This window comes from Alkalinema pantanalense CENA528, assembly GCF_050753345.1.
GTDB lineage: Bacteria > Cyanobacteriota > Cyanobacteriia > Leptolyngbyales > Leptolyngbyaceae > Alkalinema > Alkalinema pantanalense.
Map to the genome: position 1 here is coordinate 62256 of NZ_JBLZFX010000017.1, position 20398 is coordinate 82653.

Genomic DNA, 20398 nt, shown 5'->3' on the forward strand with positions numbered 1-20398 from the left:
CTTTCCTACTACCGTCCTGATACTCTGCCTCATTCCGACAAGGATAGACATGACCCTTAGCGAGTTCACCTCTGACTGGCTCAAATGGTTATCTGATCCCTATGCAGTTTTAGGGATTTCAGTCACTGCCGATCATCAACGAATCCTCAAGCGCTACCGTAGTATTGCGAAAATTCTCCATCCCGATCGCTATGTTTCTGCCGATCCGGCCACTCGGGAATTAGCGACTCAATTGCTAGCGAAGTTAGTCAACCCAGCCTACTCCCAGATCAAGGAAGAGCAGGGCCGCAAGGAAACCTGCGCGCTGTTGCGTCTGCAAGCGGGGCAACTATTAAAAAGTGGCAGCGTTTGTACCGCTGTGGCACGAGAACTGAGTCGGCAGCAAGTTCAAGCGGCAGATATTTTTTATGAACAGAAAATTTCATCACTTGCGGAACAGCAGTTTCAGCCATTGGCTGAGTTTGCTCATATTACCCAGCAGTTAAGTGAACTCAATTTGGTGTATTTACAACTTAAGCAGGGGGATGGCACGATTCGGGAGAAGCGATCGGGTTTGATGCCTCAGCCCACCCAGTCGATCGTCAATAACAAACCTGCGAGTGGATTGCGGGGCGTGCTTTCCCAGGATTATCCCCAGCAGGACTATGCCCAACGCCACTACGATCGGGCAACGCAGTACGTCCAGAATGGTTCCTGGAAAGAGGCCATGCTAGAACTCAAGGATGCCATTAGGATTCATCCAGAGCGCAGTGACTACCATGCATTGCTAGGCTATATTCATTTCAAACAGAATAATATGGGCATGGCGCGGGTGTACTTTAAGCAAGCCCTCAAGTTGGATCCCAACAATTCCCTAGCCAAGCGTTTTGGGGCGAAGATTCAGATGGATGCATCAACCCCAATGGCTCCTACATCTAAGACTCCTACATCTAACCCCAAGGAAACGGCCCGTCGCGGATTGTTTGGCTTGTTCCGCAAGTAATCCAAACTTAACGGAAGAGATTGATGTGAGCTAGTGATTGATCATTGGTGATTAATGGCTGGTTTGTAATCGTTATGGTTTGAAAGGGGGGGTGCGATCGGGTAACGGCAAAGCTATACCAAGTAGTGAAACCCCTACCTACTGCGCGTTGAGCGGCTGCACTAGAATGAATTTGTTAGGTCAAGCCCTTCACAAACGATCGCATTTAACACCCATGTCTTTTTTTGAATCAGAAATTGTCCAGCAAGAAGCTAAGGATGTTTTCCATACCTATCAGTCATTGATTGAACTGGGCAGCCAATACGGCAAGTTCGATCGCGATGGCAAAATTAAATACATCGAACAAATGGAAGAGGTAATGGATCGCTTCAAAATTATGATGAAGCGGCTGGAGCTCTCCGATGATTTTTCCGCTCGCATGACGATCGAGCAACTGAAAACCCAGTTGGGACAGTTCGGGATGACCCCGCAACAGATGTTTGACAATATGCGTCTCACCTTAGACCGCATGAAGGCGCAGATTGGGCCCTAAACCACAGGTACGCGCAGGACTCGCGCCACAACTATTTCCCAAAAAATATCCCCCTAAGAATTATCTCAGCAGGAATAGTTTTAGCAGCGATAATTTCACCATTCATTTGACTCGTCAATCAGTTTATCCTTAAGGGCACATGCAGATGTGTCCTTCTTTGTGAGATGGGTAAGAACTTGAGATGGGTAAGAACTTGAGATGGGTAAGAACTTTGGAGACGGGGTAAGATAGAGATGTTTACCTTTCTTAATATAACTTCATGACTTCTTCGCCCATTGTCACCTCAATCGATCGCTCCTATGACCGGAATGAATGGGCCAAGGGATACCGATCGCTCAAGCGGGAGTATGACTACTGGATTGACGAGATTGAAGGGACTATTCCGGAAGGGTTGACGGGCACCCTGTTCCGTAACGGGCCGGGAATGCTAGATGTGGCGGGAACGCCTGTGCAACACCCCTTTGATGGGGATGGCATGGTTTGCGCTCTGACTTTCCAAAACGGTCGTGCTCACTTCCGCAATCGCTACGTGGAAACGGAAGGCTACGTGGCCGAACAAAAGGCCGAAAAAGTCCTCTATCGCGGTGTCTTTGGTACCCAACGATCGGGCGGTTGGTGGGCCAATGCCTTTGACACCAAACTGAAAAATATTGCCAATACCCAGGTCATTTACTGGGGCGGTAAACTGTTGGCCCTGTGGGAAGCGGCGGAACCCCATCGTTTGGACCCTGGCAGTTTAGAAACCCTGGGCTTGGAATTTTTTAACGGGAAGCTGAAGCCCGGTGACGCCTTTGCGGCCCATCCCTGGGTCGATCCCGCTAGTCACTTTGATGGCGGTGAACCTTGCCTCGTTAATTTCTCGATCGAAGCGGGACTGGCTTTCAAGCTGAATGTGTATGAGTTGAACCTGGCAGGCGAGATTGTGCGTCAGCAAAGCCACCAAATTCCCGGTTTTGCCTTCATCCACGACTTTGCCATCACGCCGAATTACTGCATCTTCTTCCAGAATCCGGTGAAGTTTAACCCGTTGCCCTTTGTGTTGGGTTTCCGGGGGGCGGGGGAATGTTTGCAATTCCAACCCGATCGCCCCACCAAAATGATTGTGATTGCCCGCGATGGTCGATCGGCTCCGCAGGTCTTGGAAGCGAGATCAGGCTTTGTCTTTCACCATGCCAACGCCTTTGAAGAGAACGGCCAAATTGTTGTGGACTCCATCTGCTACGAGTCTCTACCGTCCGTGGAACCGGGCTCGGATTTCCGTCAGACCAACTTTGAAGCCCTCTCACCGGGACAACTGTGGCGCTTCCGTTTAGATTTGGCGGCAGGAACGGTCGATCGGACGTCGCTCAATGCCCGGTGCTGCGAGTTTCCCGTTGTTCATCCAGCCTTAGTGGGTCGGAACTACCGTTATACCTACATGGGGGCCGCCGATCGTCCGGTGGGCAATATGCCATTGCAGGCGATCGCCAAGGTGGATGTGACAACCGGGGAAGAAATTCTTCACAGCTTTGCGCCCCACGGTTATGTCAGCGAACCGATTTTTGTGCCCCGTAATGAGGCTTACCCCTTGCAAGGTGCGGAAGATGACGGCTGGGTACTGACGATGGTGTACGACGGAGAACGGGATCGATCGAGCGTTGTGATCCTCGATGGGCAAACCCTGGCCCCCGTCAGTCGGCTGTGGCTGAAGCACCATGTCCCCTACGGACTGCACGGCACCTTTACGCCGGAAGTGTTTATCAGCCAGTAGGCGGGCTAAGTTGACTGACGCCATGGGGCCGAAATTTCTCGGCTTCCAAAGATTGTTGTCTGAACATCTTGAGCCGATCGCAGGGACATCGTATGCTAGTGCGTTGGTATTGAGTTGTTTCAATCAGTTGTTTCACTATTTAGAGAGGCGCAACGTCTAACGATGACCCATCCTGAGCCTGCATCTCCGCAAACCCATCCCCACGAATGGCTAACTGATAGTAATGGGCAAATTGCGCTATCCATTCGTTTCCGGGGCGATCGGCTGTTCCAAGAACAATCCCCTTACCAAACCGTTGAGGTGTTTGACACCTACAGTTGCGGAAAAATGCTGACCATTGACAGTATGGTCATGTGCACAGAGTGGGACGAAGCGGCCTACCACGAAATGATTACCCACGTTCCCATGCAAACCCATCCAACGGTCAAGGATGTGTTGGTGATTGGGGCGGGAGATGGTGGCACCATCCGTGAACTGATGCGCTATCCCACGATCGAAACCGTGACGATGGTGGAAATTGATGAAGCGGTGATTCGGGCTTCCAAGGAGTTGCTGCCGACGCTGTCTTCTGGATTTAGCGATCGACGGCTCACCCTTTTGGTTGACGATGGCATTAAGTTTGTCCATGACGCTGCCGATGCTTCCTACGACTTAATTATCATTGACTCTTCCGATCCCGTTGGCCCGTCGGAAGGCTTGTTTACCCAATCGTTCTATGAAGATGTACATCGGATTTTGCGGCCCGGTGGCGTGATTACGGTGCAAAGCGAATCGCCTTCCTTTAATGCCAAAGCCTTCACAGAGTTGAACGCTTGCTTGAAGCAGGTTTTCGGGGGCGATCGAGTGCATTGCTATCTTGTCTTTATTCCCACCTATCCCACGGGGCTGTGGAGTTTGACCTACTGCGCTAAGGGTGATTTGCATCCATTGCAGAATTTCGATCGGGCTCAGGCGGAGCAATTTGCTGACAAGAATGGCCTGCGGTATTACAACGCCGATGTGCATCAAGCAGCTTTTTGTTTGCCGACCTATATCCGCAAAATGACAGAAGGTTAGCAATCCCCATCCATAGGTGATTGCAACCCATAACGATCCCCCTAAATCCCCCTTTTTAAGGGGGAATTTGAAAGAATTTGGCTGAATTCCCCCCTTAAAAAGGGGGGCTAGAGGGGATCGGATCTGTAGCAGTCAATTGGGTATAAGACATCAATTGGATACAAGACTGAAGGTTAGAAAATAGCAGTCGTCCTCTGGAGGCGCGATCGATGACAGGTACCAGCTTCAATGACACCCATGTAAATAGCAGCCGCGATCGCGCCAGCTTGGACAACTATAATCCCAGCGGCATCGGCGTCCTCAATGGCAACCTCTACGGTCTGCCTTGTGATGCGGAGTCAGCTCAGTTGTTGGTGTTTGGGGTGCCTTGGGAAGTCACGGTTTCCTATGGGGCTGGAACGGCCAACGGCCCTCAGCAAATCTTGGATGCTTCGCCCCAACTGGATTTGTATGACTTCGACAATCCTGACGGCTGGAAACAGGGAATCTTCATGATGGAGATTCCCCAGGATATCTTGGAGAAAAATGCAGACTACCGGGAAAAAGCAGGGCAAATTATCGATCGCTTGGAACAGGGGAAAACCCTAACGGAAACACCAGATCTAACCCCTGTCCTAACGGAAATCAATCAAGCCTGTGAATCGATTAACCAATGGTTATATCAACACTGCCGTGATGCCTTGGCCAACGGTAAACGAGTTGCAGTCATTGGGGGTGATCATAGTTCTCCCTTAGGTTACTATCGCGCCCTTGCTGAGGTCTATCCTGAATTCGGCATTTTACACATTGATGCCCATGCGGATTTACGCGATGCCTACGAAGGGTTTGAGTTTTCCCATGCGTCGATTATGTTTAATGCGATTAAGCTACCGCAAATCACTAAACTGGTACAGGTTGGGCTGCGGGATATTTGTCATGATGAAGTGCAATTGATTGAAAATTCCGATCGACGGATTATTGCCTATTACGATTCCATCATTCACCAAAAGCTCTATTCCGGTATTTCCTGGATTGAACTCTGTCGTGAAATGATTAGTCATCTCCCAGAATCTGTTCACATTAGCTTTGATGTGGATGGACTTGATCCAAAACTGTGTCCCAATACAGGGACTCCGGTTCCCGGTGGCTTGGAATTAGAACAAGCTTTTTGTCTATTCCGTGAGTTGGTCAAGAGTGGCCGCAAAATCATTGGCTTTGACCTGTGCGAAGTCGGAGATGCGGAGTGGGATGGCAATGTGGGCGCGCGGATTGTGTATAAGCTGGCCAATTTAATGGATCTGTCTCAGCGCACTGAGGTTTAGACTATTGCATTTTAGGATATTGCGTTGGTTCAGTTACTGGTTGTAGAGTTTCCTACCTTGGCGATCGATCGATTTTCTGAGACTGAATTTCTGTGATCGAGCCTGATTGACTGACAACACTAAAAAGCTGGAATGCGGGTTTGCGGTCTGGACATTGGATAAACAGCAGTGCAACTGAATTGTCGATTGTCCAGTGCTCTGACGCCATGCCAGAGCAAACTGCCTTGAAAAGAGTTTCTCGATCGACTGAGCCTAGCCCTACTCTACCCCTTGCCCGATCGCGTGTTGCTTCAACTGCTCCAGTGTCACCACTTGCAGTGCTTTGATATGACAAGCCTCTAACACGATCGGTGGAGCCACCTTTGCCTCCAATGCCTCCTTCCAACGCGATACACAGAGACACCACTTATCCCCCGGTCGCAACCCTGGAAACTCATAGGCCGGAATCGGTGTGATTAAATCATTTCCCTGCGATCGGGAAAACTCCAAAAACGCCTGGGTCACTTGTGCACACACCGTATGGCTGCCATAGTCCTGCGCATCCGTTTGACAAAACCCATCCCGGTAAAATCCTGTTTTGGGCGAGGTGCAACAGCACTGCAATTCCCCACCCAATACGTTTTTAGGACGACTACTAATCCCTTGAGTTGTCATGACACCCATTCCTTGAATAATCCAATGGTTTTCACTAATCAGCCTTCGCTGAATGGCATTAACTGATGTGTATTATTCTTTTATATCGTTACTCCCAATTCTTCTCGCCATTGTGCTAAGGGCTTCTCCCAATGCTCTTCCCACCGTTGACCTAAAAATGGTTTCGCTCGGAGTCCCAACTGATATCCCCGTGAAATCTCAGTTAATAACTTTTCTAGATCTCTAGGTGATGTAAATAAGGTTTTTAGAAATGCACCCGCAATCAAAACACCTGACAAAGGACGATGGGTTTGTGCCAATTCAAACGCCTTGATGCCAATTTCCCCCGGTACATCTACAGAAAACCCTGCCATCACATGCCAAATATCATGGGTTTGCCGTAAGCGAAATAGCAAATAGGTCATATCGTCCTTAATTTCCATTTTTCGGTAGAAATCAGGATCAAAGCCAAATCCAGTAATATAGTTCGCGTAGGCTTTACCCAGTGAGCCGTCGGGACAGAGCAGCAGCTTGGCCAAATCCGGTGTAGGGACAATATAACGATCGCGCACCAGTTGCGCAACTTCTGGATAGGACAGCATTTTTTCCGTTGCTGCTTGCATTGCTTCCGTGTTGCAGAGCCCATCCTCCACGTCATAAACAGACTCTGTTTGACTTGGATCCCGTAGTAGTGTTAATACAGCCTTGAGTGTTTGCAACGAATCCAAGTTAAACCGACGTAATTCTTTAAAACTTTTCATAAGGCATTCCGTAAAGTACGATCGATTTTCAATCAAATGCTGCGGATCCCGTTTCAAGATCCCCTTATCGTTTAAGATAACGTCCCAATCCCAAATTGGAGATCCCCAGCATGGGAAGATATCCGGCTTTCCAAGTCCTTCCTGAGATGTTATTTTTTCTTCTTGTTGGAAGCTTTTTTAGCTTTGCCGTCCAGCTTGCCCTCAATCTTGGCATTGAAGCCATAAACTTCCCGTTTACCAACGTAGGGAACCAGCGCAACCTCTTTTGCATCGCCGGGCTCAAACCGCACTGCCGTTCCCGCTGGAATATCTAACCGCATGCCGCGCACAGATTCTCGATCGAAGGCCAACGCTGGATTCACTTCATAAAAATGAAAATGGGATCCGACTTGCACGGGGCGATCGCCCGTATTGGCCACCGTCACCGTCACCGTCACCGTGGGGCGATCGGCGTTTAATTCAATCTCACCTTCAGCGGGAAAAATTTCACCGGGAATCATGGATAACACCTCGCAATCTTTTGACTTAATTTTGACTTAATTCTGGGAATCATCAATCTTTTAAAAAATGGGTGGCGGACAAATGTGCGGTGTGATTGTTTGTCCGCTCCCTCCCAGTAATCACTTGCAATCCGATACGCCACCTGTAATCCACTTGTATGATGCAGCGCAAACCCTTCTGCGTCAATGTCTTTTAAGCTAATCTCCACACGGCGGAAAATCGCCATCAGGCAATGGGGTGGGGAACCCCATGTAGAGCCTTCGTACCCAGAGTAATTGCCCCCGTGAGGGTTAAAGGGGGCATCCCGGCTGCACGGTGGAGTGAGGTCATGGGTGCAGCATCCGGTACTGCGTTGTTGGGTGTGCGGAGAATCGCCGAGCGATTATGCTGTTTCTTGGGGGCGGGGAAGGGATCTTGAGGAATGCGGAATGGGCGAGACCGACGAAGGGACAGAGAGAACTGGATCTACAGAGAGAACTGGATCTGAGGTAGGGCGGTAATGGTGGCGCAGAATTTTAAGTACCTGGAAGCAAAGTTTTAGAAAAAAGATGCTAATACCAGCACTGGGGTTGAGCCAAGTGGCGAGGGAAATCACGATCGCTTCAATCACTTGCATCCAAGCATCTTCACGATCGAGGCTGGAATCATCGGGAGTGGGATTGTTGTGAGAAGTAAGGACAAAGAATTGGGTAGATGGCATCTTGTTGAATTGCATAATTGTGTTTCCTGACCTGAATGGGGGTACTGTGCCAAATTCAACAAGAAGAAGATGTTCACGTATTAGGTCAAAATAGTTCAATTTATGTCCAAAATTGTTCAACTTTGGATTTACTAGCTACACTTGCTCCAGCGATCTGGAGGCATCTCAATGGCTGATAACAGGCAGTTCACTCAAAGAACACTGCAACTATCGATTCAAGGTGGACACCAAGCTGATCAAGCCTTATTAATCTATGGAACTAAAACAGATTTAGCCGTTAATTTGGCAATGTCTCGAACAACCGTGACAAATTTTTTTGCGAGACGAAAGGTTGATCGCGCGAAATTTAAAAGAATTTGTCGTGAATTAAAGCTGAAATGGGAAGAGGTAATTGAAAGTAGCCCTGAAATTGACCCGTCTCAAAGCATAGATTTATTAGTTCAGCAACTCCGCGACGCAATTCGCCCTCTTATCCAAGATTACTGCGGCATGATGCGAGTATTGGATATGCAACAGCCGATCGAACTGACGGGTGCCTCTGGGATTTACACCAATGTGAATATTCTAGGAAAACTATCGCGGCTGAGGAGTGAGCGGGAGTTACCCGATCATGATAATTTCAATACCCAATTGGAACGGTCGATGCTAGCGCAGGTCACCGAAAAACGGGTTCCTGGACTGCAAGTAGTTGAACAGTATCAACGGCTGATGGTTTTGGGTAAACCCGGTGCAGGTAAAACGACCTTCCTCAAATATCTGGCAATACAATGTATGAAAGGGCGGCTATCCGGCGATCGAGTGCCCTTATTTGTCACGCTCAAGGATTTTGCAGATACCCCGAGCTTACCCAGTCTCGTGAAGTTCCTAGCTAATTTCTCAATTTTTCAAGAAATTATAGGAACACTGACCTCGATCGAGATGGTAGAAAAATTATTGATTACGGGACGGGCTTTGGTCTTGCTAGATGGGTTGGATGAGGTCCAAGAAAAAGATACGCCACGGGTCATTCGGGAAATTCGAGATGCTGCCGATCAATTTGGCGCAAGTCAGTTTGTCATCACCTGTCGTCTTGCTGCTAAGGAATACACGTTTGAGCGATTTACAGAAGTCGAAATTGCCGATTTTGATAATGAACAGATCATGACCTTTGTGGAAAACTGGTTCCGTGCGAAGGATGATTTGCCAAAAGCCAGTCGGTTTATGCAAAAGCTGGCAGAAAGTCAACCCATTCGGGAGCTTGCCAGTAGTCCCCTGCTGCTGACGCTCCTATGTTTAGTCTTTGGAGAAGAAGGCGATTTCCCCAGTCGGCGGGCAGATTTGTATGAAGAGGGGGTGAGAATCCTTCTGAAAAAATGGGATGCTAAGCGGAATATTCAGCGGGATGAAATTTACAAAAAACTGGATGTGCAGCGCCGGGAAGATCTCCTTAGTTACGTGGCATTCCAAACCTTCAAACAGAATGAGTATTTCATTCAAAAGCGGCGGGTAGAAGGCTACATTGCCGATTTTATTCGTAATTTGCGAGATGTGGATCCGGATCCCGAAATGTTGCAAATTGATAGCGAACTCGTCTTGCGTGCTATTCAAGCTCAGCATGGTTTGTTAGTAGAGCAAGCTCGGGGGATTTATTCTTTTTCCCACTTAACATTTCAGGAGTACTTTGCCGCGCGGGAAATTGTCGCTACGAATCGGATTGATTTGTTACTGCCCTACGTTAACGAAAAACGCTGGCGTGAGGTGTTGTTGCTGACCTTAGGAATGCTCCGTAGTGCTGATACGTTGCTGTTATCAATCAAAAAACTTTTTGATTTGATGCTTGCTCAAGACGACAAGTTACAGCGATTTTTGCAGTGGGTCTATGAAAAGTCTTCATCAGTGGCAATTCCCTATAAAGCCGCAGCCGTCCGGGCTTTTTATTATGATCTAGCCCGTGCCCGCACCCTCGATCTCGATCTTGACCTCGATTTGACTCGCACATTAGATTTGGACTTGGCCCTGGCGATCGCGTTAACCCGTGCCCTTGCCCGTGCTCGCATTCTTACTTTAGATTTAACCAATACCTTGGATCTCGATTTGGATCTGTCGATCGCCCTGGCCCGAGCCCGTACCCATGCGTCCCATGCCCGCACCCTTACATTGGACTTAGCGTTGGCGCGTACCTGTACCTGCGATCGTCTTGAGGAAGGCCCACTCAAGATACAGCTTCAGAAATTGCGAGATCGGTTGCCTTCCCCATCTGATGAAACTTACTTTAAGAAATGGTGGCAGATCTATGGACAACAATGGATAGAAGATTTACGCGAAATTATGATTGTCCACCGCAATCTTGGTTACGATTGGCAGTTTACACCGGAAGAACGACAACTACTCCGTCAATACTATGATGCTAATTTATTGCTGGTGCAGTGTCTGAATAGTGATTGCTATGTCAGCCGTGCTGTGCGCTTAGAAATTGAGGAGACGGTTTTGTTGCCGATCTCTGAAATTAATCAACGTAAGCAATCAGGCCAGCATGACGACGGAATGGATGAACAGTAATCAAGTAAAGCCATCATGGAGGATTAGCGCGGAACCTGAGACTCCATTGCCCTACATGATGGCTCTACTATCTAAAACAAACACCTTCTAAAACAGCGTTAAACACATAAAGCAGTGCTGAACATAAAATAGTGTTAAACGCATAAAGCAGTGCTGAACACATGACACAGCGCTGAACACAGCGGAAGAATTAAACCGGTTGGGCGGATACAGCCGATCGGTTAGCCACTGTTGCTGCATGGGTCGCTTGGCTAACGATCACCCCAGTTTCCCGTTGAATCGGCAAAATATCTAAGCTATCCAGTTCAGAGCAATATTTCAAATCCGCATGGCACTCCAGCCGTAGCAGCCGTTTACCATGACTCGCAAGGTGGAAAAGCCCCAATAAATCATCCTTCCACTGCTGATAGAGTGCTACTGCACCCACCAATTCATCATTACCCGCAATCTCTTCTAGTGTGCAACCCAGTTGTTCCATCAAACCCACCGCGATCGCCCCTGCACAAACGGTATCTTCTAGGGCAAAGGAGCCTTCCCATCCGGCACCAACAATCCAGACATTTTCCGGTTGAGTGTTCACCAAATGACGCACGATCGCATGGCGATTAATCAAGGCTGCCGCTAGCACCGTTGAACATTGCTCAATTTTCTGCAGGGCACGGGTTCCGTTGGTCGTACTGATGAAAAGACGCCGACCCTGCATCAGTTGAGGTGTGCAGTCTAGGGGGGAATTGCCAAAATCACAGCCCTCCACCTTGCTGCCGCCCCGTTCTCCTGCCCGTAACCGCTTAGCGGGATCCCACTCAGCACTCACTTGCATCAATCGATTGAGGTCGCTAAACACTTGAACTGCTTCTGCGCCCACGCCCAGAGCCGTTGCGATCGTCGTTGTAGCTCTTAAAACATCGATCGCGATGGCACAGTCTGCTACACAAGGAGAAGGTGTCAGTTCGGGAGTATGGTAGACAAATAGCTTCATTAGTTTGAACGGGAGTTAGGATTGTTCGCTGTAGTGAGAGAGTTATGTAACGCGAAATTGGACGAGGAGGGCCAATTTCCCTTCCAGAATAATGGAAGACGCCCTAAGTAGATCGATCTCTTATTCACTAGTATGCATTGAATTGAATCAATACCTAGCTGTGCCATAGTAGATCTTGTTCGATGAACGTTGACAGATATTACGCCTTTTGGGGGCCGCTTGTATGACTTTACTGACGACTCTTTTGTTATTTGCGTAAGGTGAAATTAGGGCAGAGAACGATGAAGCAAGGGAATGGGCTAATCGGATCCGATTTCCAGGGTGGGTGCTAGGGTAATCTGTTGAGATTCTGTGCAAATGCCTTGGAGGGGTTGATCCCAAACATCACGGGGCAGGCGATCGAAGTAGCCGAAGTCAAAGCAAATGCCAAGGGTCGGAATAGATCTCCAGTCGGGCTGGCTGAATAGACGATCGTAAAATCCGCCGCCGTAGCCTAATCGATAACCTTGGTGATCGATTCCTAGACAAGGCACGAGGATGAGATCGACCTCCTCGGGAGACAGTTGAGGGGCATCGGCAGGGGGTTCTGTAATACCAAAGCGCCCTTTGACCAGGGGCTGTCCAGGTTGCCACGAATGCCAAATTAAATGACGATCCTGACAACGGGGAAAGCCAAAACGCCGGGAGCGAGGATTGCCAACATTGTCCTGCCAGAGCCACCTGAGATCGGGTTCTTGACGCACACTGAAAAAAGTCAAGACTGTCTGGGCTGAGTGGAATTGGGACGATCGTTGAATTTGCTGGCAAATCTGCTGACTTTTTTGCTGCCAATGGGTAGGCGGGAGGGCTTGCCGTTGCTGCAGCAACTGTTGCCGAAGGGTGACTTTAGTTAATTCTGTTTGCATGTTTTGAGAATGGCCAAAAATTCACTTTACGATCGCCTAATTAAGACATCCGTAGAGAACTGTGCTGCCATGATCGACTCGATCGCCCATCCGATTCCGTTTCAGGTACTCCAGTCACAATTGCGGGCCCGGTGGCGTAACGTCCAGGAATTTGACAACGAAGATGCGGACATTGTGGTGATTCCTTCCCTCAGCTTAGATCAGCGGGAACTGCTGAAAGTTGCTGGGTTTCACCATTACGAAGAACGGTTGCTCTTTTCCCTAATTCGGCTGCGCAATCCCCGCACGCGGCTGATTTACATCACGTCCCAACCGCTCCACCCCAGCATTATCGACTATTACCTGCAACTGCTACCAGGGATTCCCTTTTCCCATGCCCGCGATCGGCTGTTATTGCTCTCTACCTACGATGGATCCCTCAAGTCCCTTACACAGAAAATTTTGGATCGGCCTCGCTTACTGGAGCGGATTCGCCAAGCGGTTAATAGCGATCGGGCCTATATGATTTGCTACAACGCCACTGACTTAGAGCGAGATTTATCTGAAAAACTCGGCATTCCCCTATTTGCCTCCGATCCAGCTTTGTTGGAATGGGGAACTAAAAGTGGCAGTCGTGGGGTTTTTGAAGAAAGTGGCATTCCCTTTCCCGACGGTACGCCCTTGGTACACAGCGCTGCGGAATTGGCGGAGGCCGCAGCGGAGGTGTGGGCCCGTAATCCAGAGGTGCAGCGCCTTGTGGTGAAGTTGAATGAAGGGTTTTCAGGGGAAGGCAACGCAATTTTAGATCTGCGAGGATTAGAAGCCCATGCCTACAGCGATCGCGTGGTACAAATTCGGGAACAGTTACCCCATCTGAAATTTGAAGCGGCGGGAGAACAGTGGGACAATTACTGCCAACAGATTGAGGAACTCGGCGCGATCGCGGAAGTCTTCATTGAAGGGGACGAAAAGTTTTCGCCTAGCGTGCAAGCACGGATTACGCCCTTGGGAAAAGTCGAAATTCTTTCAACCCATGATCAAATTTTAGGCGGGCCAACGGGTCAAATGTATTTAGGCTGCCGATTCCCAGCAGATGCGGCCTATCGCCTACAGTTGCAGGAAATGGGAGAAAAAGTGGGGCAGGTGCTGGCTCAGAAGGGAGTTTTAGAGCGATTTGGAGTGGATTTTGTCACGGTACGGCAGGGGGATGGCTGGAAAACCTGGGCGATCGAAATTAATCTCCGCAAAGGTGGCACCACCCATCCCTTTATGACCCTCAAGTTTTTAACCAACGGTTCCTACGATCGCACGACTGGTTTATTCCAGAGTCGCCATCGCCAAGCGAAGTACTACATGGCAACGGATAATTTGCAAAGTCCGCAATATCGGGGACTCCTGCCCAACGATTTGATGGATATTGTGGCGAATCATCAATTGCACTTTGATACCAGCACTGAAACAGGGACGGTGTTTCACCTAATGGGTTGTCTATCGGAGTTTGGCAAGTTGGGGGTGACTAGTATTGGCAATTCCCCAGAGGAAGCGGAAGCGATCTATCGACGGGTGGTGCAGGTACTGGATCAGGAAACCCGTGGAGAACAATCTCTCCAGCACGAACACTATTCAATGTATTGGAATCGCTGATGATGAGGTAATTAAAAATCGATCGGGTCGTTGGGTACCGACTGCTAATTCAATGGCGATCCCCATCCTGCAATATCCAAGAAAGAGTAGAAGGCACGCGATCGATCTAACGTGAGGGAAATTGCAGTTGTTTCGATCGGGCGATCGACGATTAGTTTGGGTGATCGCGCTAGTTCGATCGAGCTAGTAGTCAAAAAAATTCCACCTCGAGCGATCGGCCTGCATAAATGGTTGGGGTCTTCCCTATCGAGAAGATGTCAGAGGGTCACCCCTCAACACAATCTTCTAAGACCCCAACATTCAAGGAAATTCACAATGAAACTCGCTCAACTGACCTCCTCCCTCGTGATTGCTTCTACCCTGTTTGCAGCCTTTGTGCCCACTGCCAAAGCCGATGACCTTGCGAGCCAAATGGTCGGCAAAGTTCAATGCAGCACCGGGGATGTGGCTCTGGGCAATAATATTCAAAATAATGTGAATAAGAGCGATCGTACCTGGGATTTATCCAAGTCTGGCAATAGCGCTTCTTCTAGCAACTCCAACAGCAGCAAATCAAGCCAATCTAGCAGCAAGGCCGGGGGCGGTGGTGGGTTCAGCGTCTTTGGTATCGTCGGTGCCAATGGCAATGGGAGCTCCGCCAATAGCCAATCCTCTAGTTCCAATCAATCCAGCGCCTTTAGCAACAAGAGCGGCTTCAGTAATCTAAACAAAGGAACGTCCTCTTCCTTCAGCGATAAAAGTTCCTCGACGGTTGTTGTTGGCAAAGTAAACAATTGCGATTCGAACAACGCTGCTATGGCGGATATGTTTAAGTCGCAAAAAGCATCTGAAATGAATTCAGATAACAACCGCACCGATATTCAGATCAACAGCACGAATAACGAAACTGCCCGTAAGCGGATTGATGCGGATGTTCAAATGAACCGCGATAACAATAAAACTCAAGTAGAAATGCTGGATACACAACGTCGCGGGGGCCAAGTGCAAAACCTAATTCAGTGGTAAGAATTCCCTGGTCAGAACTCCCTGGTCAGAATTGCAAATTCAAGTTTGCTCAAATTCCTTAACCCTGACCTGTTATGTTGGCTAGTCCTTTGTTCCCTGGTTTTGTGGTGACTATCCCCGTACCATCTAGCCAGTTCTGGTGATATCACATCCATCACTTCTCTTACACTCATCAATTCTCTCAGCATTTTCATCTTGCACAACAAAGGGACATCGATTTGATGTCCCTTTTTCTTAGGCAATCATGATTCGTTCTCCACGATCGGCTTTCCATGGGGGCCGATCGGTATTAAGGGATACGCAAGCAAATATAACGTAATCACAGACCAGTAATCATAAACACAAAACGAGCTGAGCCTGAAACTCAAGCCTGGAATCTAAAGACTGATAGGAAATGGACGTAACTGGACTCGAACCAGTGACCCCCACGATGTCAACGTGGTACTCTAACCAACTGAGCTATACGTCCGTGTTTACCTCTGCGGGTGACCCGCATCAGCGCTCAATGAATATAACATGTGGCTACAAAAAGATGCAACCCTGTTTTTGAAGTCGCATGTTCTACGTGGGCAGACTTAGACCCCATTCTGGTTAGGTAGCTCCTCGTGCCATCCTCTCTCGATCGGGACTCGTAGACAATCGATCGGTGTTCGTAAAAAAGTTTGAAGAAATTTCGCGCAGTAGAGGGGCACCATGAATAATAGTGATTGTGAATATTTAAGCTTCATTGCGCCATTCAAGAATTGTTGCAACGCTGTGATACTTTGATTTCACGTTATATGAACCGTCTGCCGAGATACTTAAGGAGATACCGGTGAGTTCCCGAGCACAAACTTCTTTCTCTACCATGCCTCGCGAAGACTTCAGTGAGTATGTTGCTCAACTACAACTGCATATGACTCTCCAGTCCCGTAAGCTAGTACCTAGCTTGTCGGCAGTGAATAATGATAGTCGCCAACAGCTACTTCAGCAGACCCAAGCTGATATTGAAAAACTAATCTCTCGTCAAGGATTTTAGTGCCGACTCAAATCCCGCTCAGCACTCGATCGCGTTCGTTAAGGGAATCGCATCCAGCGTTAGAATAGTTGAGGCGTCTTTACTTAGCTTCACAAAAACACTATGGATGTTTCCGCGATTCGCGATCGCATTAAGCTTATTGAAAGCAAGCGAGAATTTTTAGTCCAACTCTTAGATCGCCCAGATTTAGGGACATTACGGATTGATGTCAATCAGGCGATTGAAGAGATGGACGACTTATTGGAAGATTTCAACCGAACTTTTCCAGCTCAAAATTGAATTCTAGGAACAATTGGAAACCGCTCACTGAAGTTCTATGGTCTAGGAACCTTGCCAAGAAGTCAGTGTAGCGGTTTTTTGTCTTGTCTCCTCTGTGTTATCTCTTCTTGAAGATCACTGATGAATTGGACTGAGTTTAGGGGGATAGATCAGGATGAATCTTGCAAAGAACAAAGACTTAGAGCTACAGGGATGGTGGCAAGCAGTCTAAGGAAACGCCCTCATGATTGAGTAACCATTGTTTGCGATCGATTCCGCCTGCATATCCAACAAGATTGCCGTTGGCCCCAATCACCCGATGACACGGAATCACAATTTGCACTGGATTGAGACGATTGGCCATACCCACAGCGCGCACCGCTTTGGGTTTGCCAATGGCGATCGCTAATTTTTGGTACGTCCACACTTGGCCAACGGGAATTTTTCTCAGTGTTTGCCATACCAAAGTTTGAAATTCTGTTCCTTGGGTTGTGACGGGAATTTGTTCTACGCCGGTCAGGTCGCCTGTGAAGTAGTTGCGGATGCGATCGCTGATAGGATTTTCGATTGGAGCTGCTGTGAGTTGGAAGAGAGAGTAGCGTTTTTCCAGTGACCGGATCATTCGGTCTTCATGCTCCACAAAGTCTAGAGCGCAGAGGCGATCTTGATCCATCACAGTCAAAATTTGACCGATTTCGGAGTCTATCCGATCGCAGAGTAATGTAATTGTCATGGGGAGAGGAGGCAACGCCCAAAGAGGGCACAGTAGGAAGGACAAAAAAATGTTCAGAACTTCAAAGTGCATCGCCTGAAAATCAATCCGTCTCCCACCTTGACTGATTTATTATGGACTATCTATATTTTTGATAAGTATTGTTAATAGCTAACACTATAAACTTTTATAAAAAAGAGTGGAGAAAAAATAATGAAGATTTGTAAAGGAATCCAAACAAAATAAGTTGGTGCAATATTTCAGTGCAACATTTTAGTGCAATGACCAAGCTGGCCTATCTGGATTGTCCCACGGGGATTTCGGGAGATATGTGTCTGGGGGCCCTCATCGATGCGGGGGTTCCGATCGAGTATCTGACTCGATCTTTGCAGACCTTAGGGCTTCAGGGTGAATTTAATCTGAAAGTAGATAAAATTCATCACAATGGGCAACAAGCAACCAAACTAACGGTGGAATTGCTAAATCAGGCGGGCAATCGATCGGACACCCAGGCTTCAACGGCGTCACTGGATCACCCCCCGCATCACCATCATGATGATCACCACCATGATGATCATCATCACCATCATCACCATCATCACCATCATCACTCTCACTCTCATCATCACGCTGATCATTCCCATCCCGCGACTCACTCTCCTGCGTCCGTTGGGCTCCACCATGGACAAGCCGCTTCTGCTAACAGCCAGACGCGCAATTTACCGGATATCGTTGATTTGATACAAACCGCTAAATTACCCGATCGAGTCGCCGCTTGGAGCTTGGCAATTTTTCGCCAATTAGCAGTGGCAGAAGGGGCTGTCCATGGAATTGCGCCAGAAAAGGTACATTTCCATGAAGTAGGAGCGGTGGATGCGATCGTAGATATCGTTGGAACTTGTTTGGGGCTGGACTGGCTGGGGGTGGAGTCCCTTTACTGTTCTGCCTTGCCGATCGGAGGCGGAACCATTTGGGCAGCCCATGGCCAATTGCCCGTCCCTGTGCCTGCGGTACTGAAGCTGTTTGAATCTCGCCAGGTGCCGATTTATCACAATGGCATCAATCGAGAATTAGTGACCCCCACAGGTGCTGCGATCGTAACGGTCTTAGCCCAGCAGTTTGGCCCCCCTCCCTCCATGACGATTCACAAAGTAGGACTGGGAGCGGGGTCTTTACACCTTGCGATTCCGAATATGGTTCGTCTGTGGCTAGGAGAGTCGTGGCAATCTGGCACGGAAACTGCTGCTAGGGCAACCACCTTAGCTCAAACGGCTTCTTCATCGCCTTCTCTCACTCCAACGTCTCCAACTGCAACGTCTCCAACTGCAACGTCTCCAACTGCAACATCTCCCGCTCAAACGACGATCGCCGTGCTGGAAACCCAGATAGATGACCTCAATCCCCAAGCAGTGGGGTATTTATTTGAGGCGTTACTTGGCGCTGGAGCCTTGGATGTGTTTACCCAAGCGATCGGTATGAAAAAGTCCCGCCCTGGTACGCTGATTACGGTGATTTGTCAGCCAGACAACATTGGGGACTGCGAACGCATTCTCTTTCAGGAAACGACGACCCTAGGCATTCGTCACACGTTGCAAACTCGCACAGAACTTTCTCGAGAATGGCATCCAGTCCAGTTAAAGCACGGTATTGTGCGCCTAAAAGTGGCAAAATTAGGCGAAACAGTTGTCAATGTTCAACCGGAATATGAAGATTGTGCTGTGCTGGCTCGCCAGTCTCACCTACCTTGGCGTGAAGTGCATCGTTTGGCGTTAGCGGCTTGGTTTGCCTAATTTGGTTTGCCTCAATCTGGGTTGCAGGAAGTGTTGGAGTTATGTCAACGTTGAAATCTAAATTGCATCGGGCTTCCCAGGGACTGTCTTCTCTTCTGAAAGGCCAGTTGCGTTTTGTCGTAATTGGACTAGTAGTGTTTTTCCTCACCAAAACGTTGTTGGATCACGGTCAAGGGGTCTTGAGTTTGCGGCTCGGTTCAGCGGGACTGGCCAGTCTTGCGATCGCCCTTGGGATGACGCTCTTGGCCCATATCTTAGCGGGTATCGTCTGGGCTAATATTCTCCACGATTTGGGGCAATCGGTTGCCTATGATTGGGGGATGGCCGTTTATCTCAAAACGAATATTGCCAAATATATCCCTGGCAATGTGTGGCATTTCTATGGGCGGCTACAAGCCAGTCAAACAGCTAAAGTGCCCAGCACGATCGCGGCAATCAGTATTCTTTTAGAACCGTTATTGTTGGTTTTAGCAGCGATCGCATTGGCAACGGTTGGATTACAGCCATTAGCTGCTTGGCAAGATGGCGGCTGGAGATGGGGAATTCAAGGCGGTATTCTATTGGTAATTTTAATAGCCATGCATCCAAAGTTCCTGAATTTTGGGATTCAGCAACTGATGCGCTGGAAGCAAAAGACCCTTGGAGGAGCCGAAGTCAATTTAGCGCTTGTGCATTATCCGTGGCGTTCTTTCTTGGGAGAATTGAGTTTTTTACTGTTGCGGGGGATTGGTTTTTTTCTAGTTTGTCTGGCTGTGAGTCCTTTTGCGATCGATCATGTTCAGGTTCTCTATAGTGGCTTTGCGATCGCTTGGCTCTTGGGATTTATTATTCCAGGTTTACCAGGGGGAGTGGGTGTCTTTGAAGCAGTGGCCTTGACCTTGCTCAATCCTTTTTTGCCCACGACGGATTTGCTGGGTATTCTGGCCATCTATCGTTTGATTAACACGATCGCAGAGGCTTTGGGGGCAGGCTTAGTCGTGTTAGCCGAACGGCGAATTTGAAGCGGAGATATCCAGTGGGATGCATCAAGGCTTTAGATGGGTGAATTTGGGATGCATGGATGGGATGGATCAAATCGATGCAGTTGGATACTTTGGAGCAGCCCTAAACGCATTGTTCCGTGTAATGAATGGTTGCTTTTCACTGAGAGCGATTCCAGGAGAGCGATTCCAGTTATTGCCCGTGAATCGTAAAAATGACACCCCTTAAAGTTGACTATTAGCTTACCCTCAAGTCATCAGTAGACCTCCTGCATGAATCAAGTGGCTTGTGCCAGTTCAAAATTGAGTAGACCCGCAATCAAATTGAGCCGGAGTCCAAACCGCTTCCTGCGATTGCGATAGCGCCCCGAAAA

The 20398-nt window shown here is 48.5% G+C and carries 20 protein-coding genes and 1 tRNA gene; 12 read left to right on the forward strand and 9 right to left on the reverse strand.

Going from position 1 to position 20398, the window contains the following annotated elements; all coding sequences use genetic code 11:
- The first annotated feature begins 49 nt into the window (after positions 1-49).
- The 5 genes from ACN4EG_RS07995 (at position 50) to ACN4EG_RS08015 (ending at position 5621) form a co-directional block, all read left to right on the forward strand.
- The gene (locus ACN4EG_RS07995) at positions 50-982 is read left to right on the forward strand and encodes a J domain-containing protein (RefSeq protein WP_431628812.1); all 933 of its coding nucleotides are present in this window, start codon (positions 50-52) and stop codon (positions 980-982) included.
- 214 nt (positions 983-1196) lie between these two features.
- Complete coding sequence (locus ACN4EG_RS08000; RefSeq protein WP_431628813.1) at positions 1197-1514, forward strand: DUF1825 family protein; 318 nt, start codon at positions 1197-1199, stop codon at positions 1512-1514.
- Between the two features lie 259 nt (positions 1515-1773).
- Positions 1774-3264, forward strand: a complete 1491-nt coding sequence (locus ACN4EG_RS08005) for a carotenoid oxygenase family protein (RefSeq protein ID WP_431628814.1) — start codon at positions 1774-1776, stop codon at positions 3262-3264.
- Between the two features lie 162 nt (positions 3265-3426).
- Positions 3427-4320: a polyamine aminopropyltransferase gene (gene speE, locus ACN4EG_RS08010; protein ID WP_431628815.1), complete on the forward strand. Its 894-nt coding sequence runs from the start codon at positions 3427-3429 to the stop codon at positions 4318-4320.
- Between the two features lie 209 nt (positions 4321-4529).
- Positions 4530-5621, forward strand: coding sequence for an agmatinase family protein (locus tag ACN4EG_RS08015; RefSeq protein ID WP_431628816.1), 1092 nt, complete (start codon positions 4530-4532; stop codon positions 5619-5621).
- Between the two features lie 258 nt (positions 5622-5879).
- Here ACN4EG_RS08015 and ACN4EG_RS08020 read toward each other — a convergent pair whose 3' ends face one another.
- The 4 genes from ACN4EG_RS08020 to ACN4EG_RS08035 form a co-directional block, all read right to left on the reverse strand.
- Positions 5880-6275, reverse strand: coding sequence for a DUF2237 family protein (locus tag ACN4EG_RS08020; protein ID WP_431628817.1), 396 nt, complete (start codon positions 6273-6275; stop codon positions 5880-5882).
- 80 nt (positions 6276-6355) lie between these two features.
- Positions 6356-7015, reverse strand: coding sequence for a Coq4 family protein (locus ACN4EG_RS08025; protein WP_431628818.1), 660 nt, complete (start codon positions 7013-7015; stop codon positions 6356-6358).
- A 149-nt stretch (positions 7016-7164) separates the two neighbouring features.
- The gene (locus ACN4EG_RS08030) at positions 7165-7515 is read right to left on the reverse strand and encodes an urease subunit beta (RefSeq protein ID WP_431628819.1); all 351 of its coding nucleotides are present in this window, start codon (positions 7513-7515) and stop codon (positions 7165-7167) included.
- A 383-nt stretch (positions 7516-7898) separates the two neighbouring features.
- Positions 7899-8231 (reverse strand): hypothetical protein, encoded by a 333-nt coding sequence (locus ACN4EG_RS08035; RefSeq protein ID WP_431628820.1) that lies wholly within the window; start codon positions 8229-8231, stop codon positions 7899-7901.
- 153 nt (positions 8232-8384) lie between these two features.
- Here ACN4EG_RS08035 and ACN4EG_RS08040 point away from each other — a divergent pair, with 153 nt between their 5' ends.
- The gene (locus ACN4EG_RS08040; protein WP_431628821.1) at positions 8385-10754 is read left to right on the forward strand and encodes an NACHT domain-containing protein; all 2370 of its coding nucleotides are present in this window, start codon (positions 8385-8387) and stop codon (positions 10752-10754) included.
- Positions 10755-10944: 190 nt separating this feature from the next.
- Here the strand turns inward: ACN4EG_RS08040 and ACN4EG_RS08045 are convergent, their stop codons facing one another.
- Together ACN4EG_RS08045 and ACN4EG_RS08050 are read right to left on the reverse strand one after the other, a co-directional pair.
- The gene (locus tag ACN4EG_RS08045) at positions 10945-11733 is read right to left on the reverse strand and encodes a 2-phosphosulfolactate phosphatase family protein (RefSeq protein ID WP_431628822.1); all 789 of its coding nucleotides are present in this window, start codon (positions 11731-11733) and stop codon (positions 10945-10947) included.
- 299 nt (positions 11734-12032) lie between these two features.
- On the reverse strand, positions 12033-12638 hold the full coding sequence (locus tag ACN4EG_RS08050; RefSeq protein WP_431628823.1) for a 5-formyltetrahydrofolate cyclo-ligase: 606 nt from the start codon (positions 12636-12638) through the stop codon (positions 12033-12035).
- A gap of 9 nt (positions 12639-12647) precedes the next feature.
- Here ACN4EG_RS08050 and ACN4EG_RS08055 point away from each other — a divergent pair, with 9 nt between their 5' ends.
- Positions 12648-14261, forward strand: a complete 1614-nt coding sequence (locus tag ACN4EG_RS08055; RefSeq protein ID WP_431628824.1) for a peptide ligase PGM1-related protein — start codon at positions 12648-12650, stop codon at positions 14259-14261.
- A gap of 44 nt (positions 14262-14305) precedes the next feature.
- Here ACN4EG_RS08055 and ACN4EG_RS08060 read toward each other — a convergent pair whose 3' ends face one another.
- Positions 14306-14455: a hypothetical protein gene (locus ACN4EG_RS08060; RefSeq protein WP_431628825.1), complete on the reverse strand. Its 150-nt coding sequence runs from the start codon at positions 14453-14455 to the stop codon at positions 14306-14308.
- A 121-nt stretch (positions 14456-14576) separates the two neighbouring features.
- Here ACN4EG_RS08060 and ACN4EG_RS08065 point away from each other — a divergent pair, with 121 nt between their 5' ends.
- Complete coding sequence (locus ACN4EG_RS08065) at positions 14577-15266, forward strand: hypothetical protein (RefSeq protein WP_431628826.1); 690 nt, start codon at positions 14577-14579, stop codon at positions 15264-15266.
- Between the two features lie 395 nt (positions 15267-15661).
- On the opposite strand, the gene ACN4EG_RS08070 is transcribed toward ACN4EG_RS08065, so the two are convergent.
- Positions 15662-15735: transfer RNA gene (locus ACN4EG_RS08070), tRNA-Val, on the reverse strand.
- A 378-nt stretch (positions 15736-16113) separates the two neighbouring features.
- Here ACN4EG_RS08070 and ACN4EG_RS08075 point away from each other — a divergent pair.
- Entirely contained in the window at positions 16114-16284 is a 171-nt protein-coding gene (locus ACN4EG_RS08075) for a hypothetical protein (RefSeq protein ID WP_431628827.1), read from the forward strand.
- A gap of 102 nt (positions 16285-16386) precedes the next feature.
- On the forward strand, positions 16387-16563 hold the full coding sequence (locus ACN4EG_RS08080; protein WP_431628828.1) for a hypothetical protein: 177 nt from the start codon (positions 16387-16389) through the stop codon (positions 16561-16563).
- Between the two features lie 184 nt (positions 16564-16747).
- Here the strand turns inward: ACN4EG_RS08080 and ACN4EG_RS08085 are convergent, their stop codons facing one another.
- Positions 16748-17275: a methylated-DNA--[protein]-cysteine S-methyltransferase gene (locus ACN4EG_RS08085; RefSeq protein WP_431628829.1), complete on the reverse strand. Its 528-nt coding sequence runs from the start codon at positions 17273-17275 to the stop codon at positions 16748-16750.
- A gap of 242 nt (positions 17276-17517) precedes the next feature.
- Here ACN4EG_RS08085 and larC point away from each other — a divergent pair, with 242 nt between their 5' ends.
- Positions 17518-19044, forward strand: a complete 1527-nt coding sequence (larC, locus tag ACN4EG_RS08090) for a nickel pincer cofactor biosynthesis protein LarC (protein ID WP_431628830.1) — start codon at positions 17518-17520, stop codon at positions 19042-19044.
- Positions 19045-19085: 41 nt separating this feature from the next.
- Positions 19086-20045, forward strand: coding sequence for a lysylphosphatidylglycerol synthase domain-containing protein (locus ACN4EG_RS08095; RefSeq protein WP_431628831.1), 960 nt, complete (start codon positions 19086-19088; stop codon positions 20043-20045).
- The last annotated feature ends 353 nt before the right edge of the window (positions 20046-20398 follow it).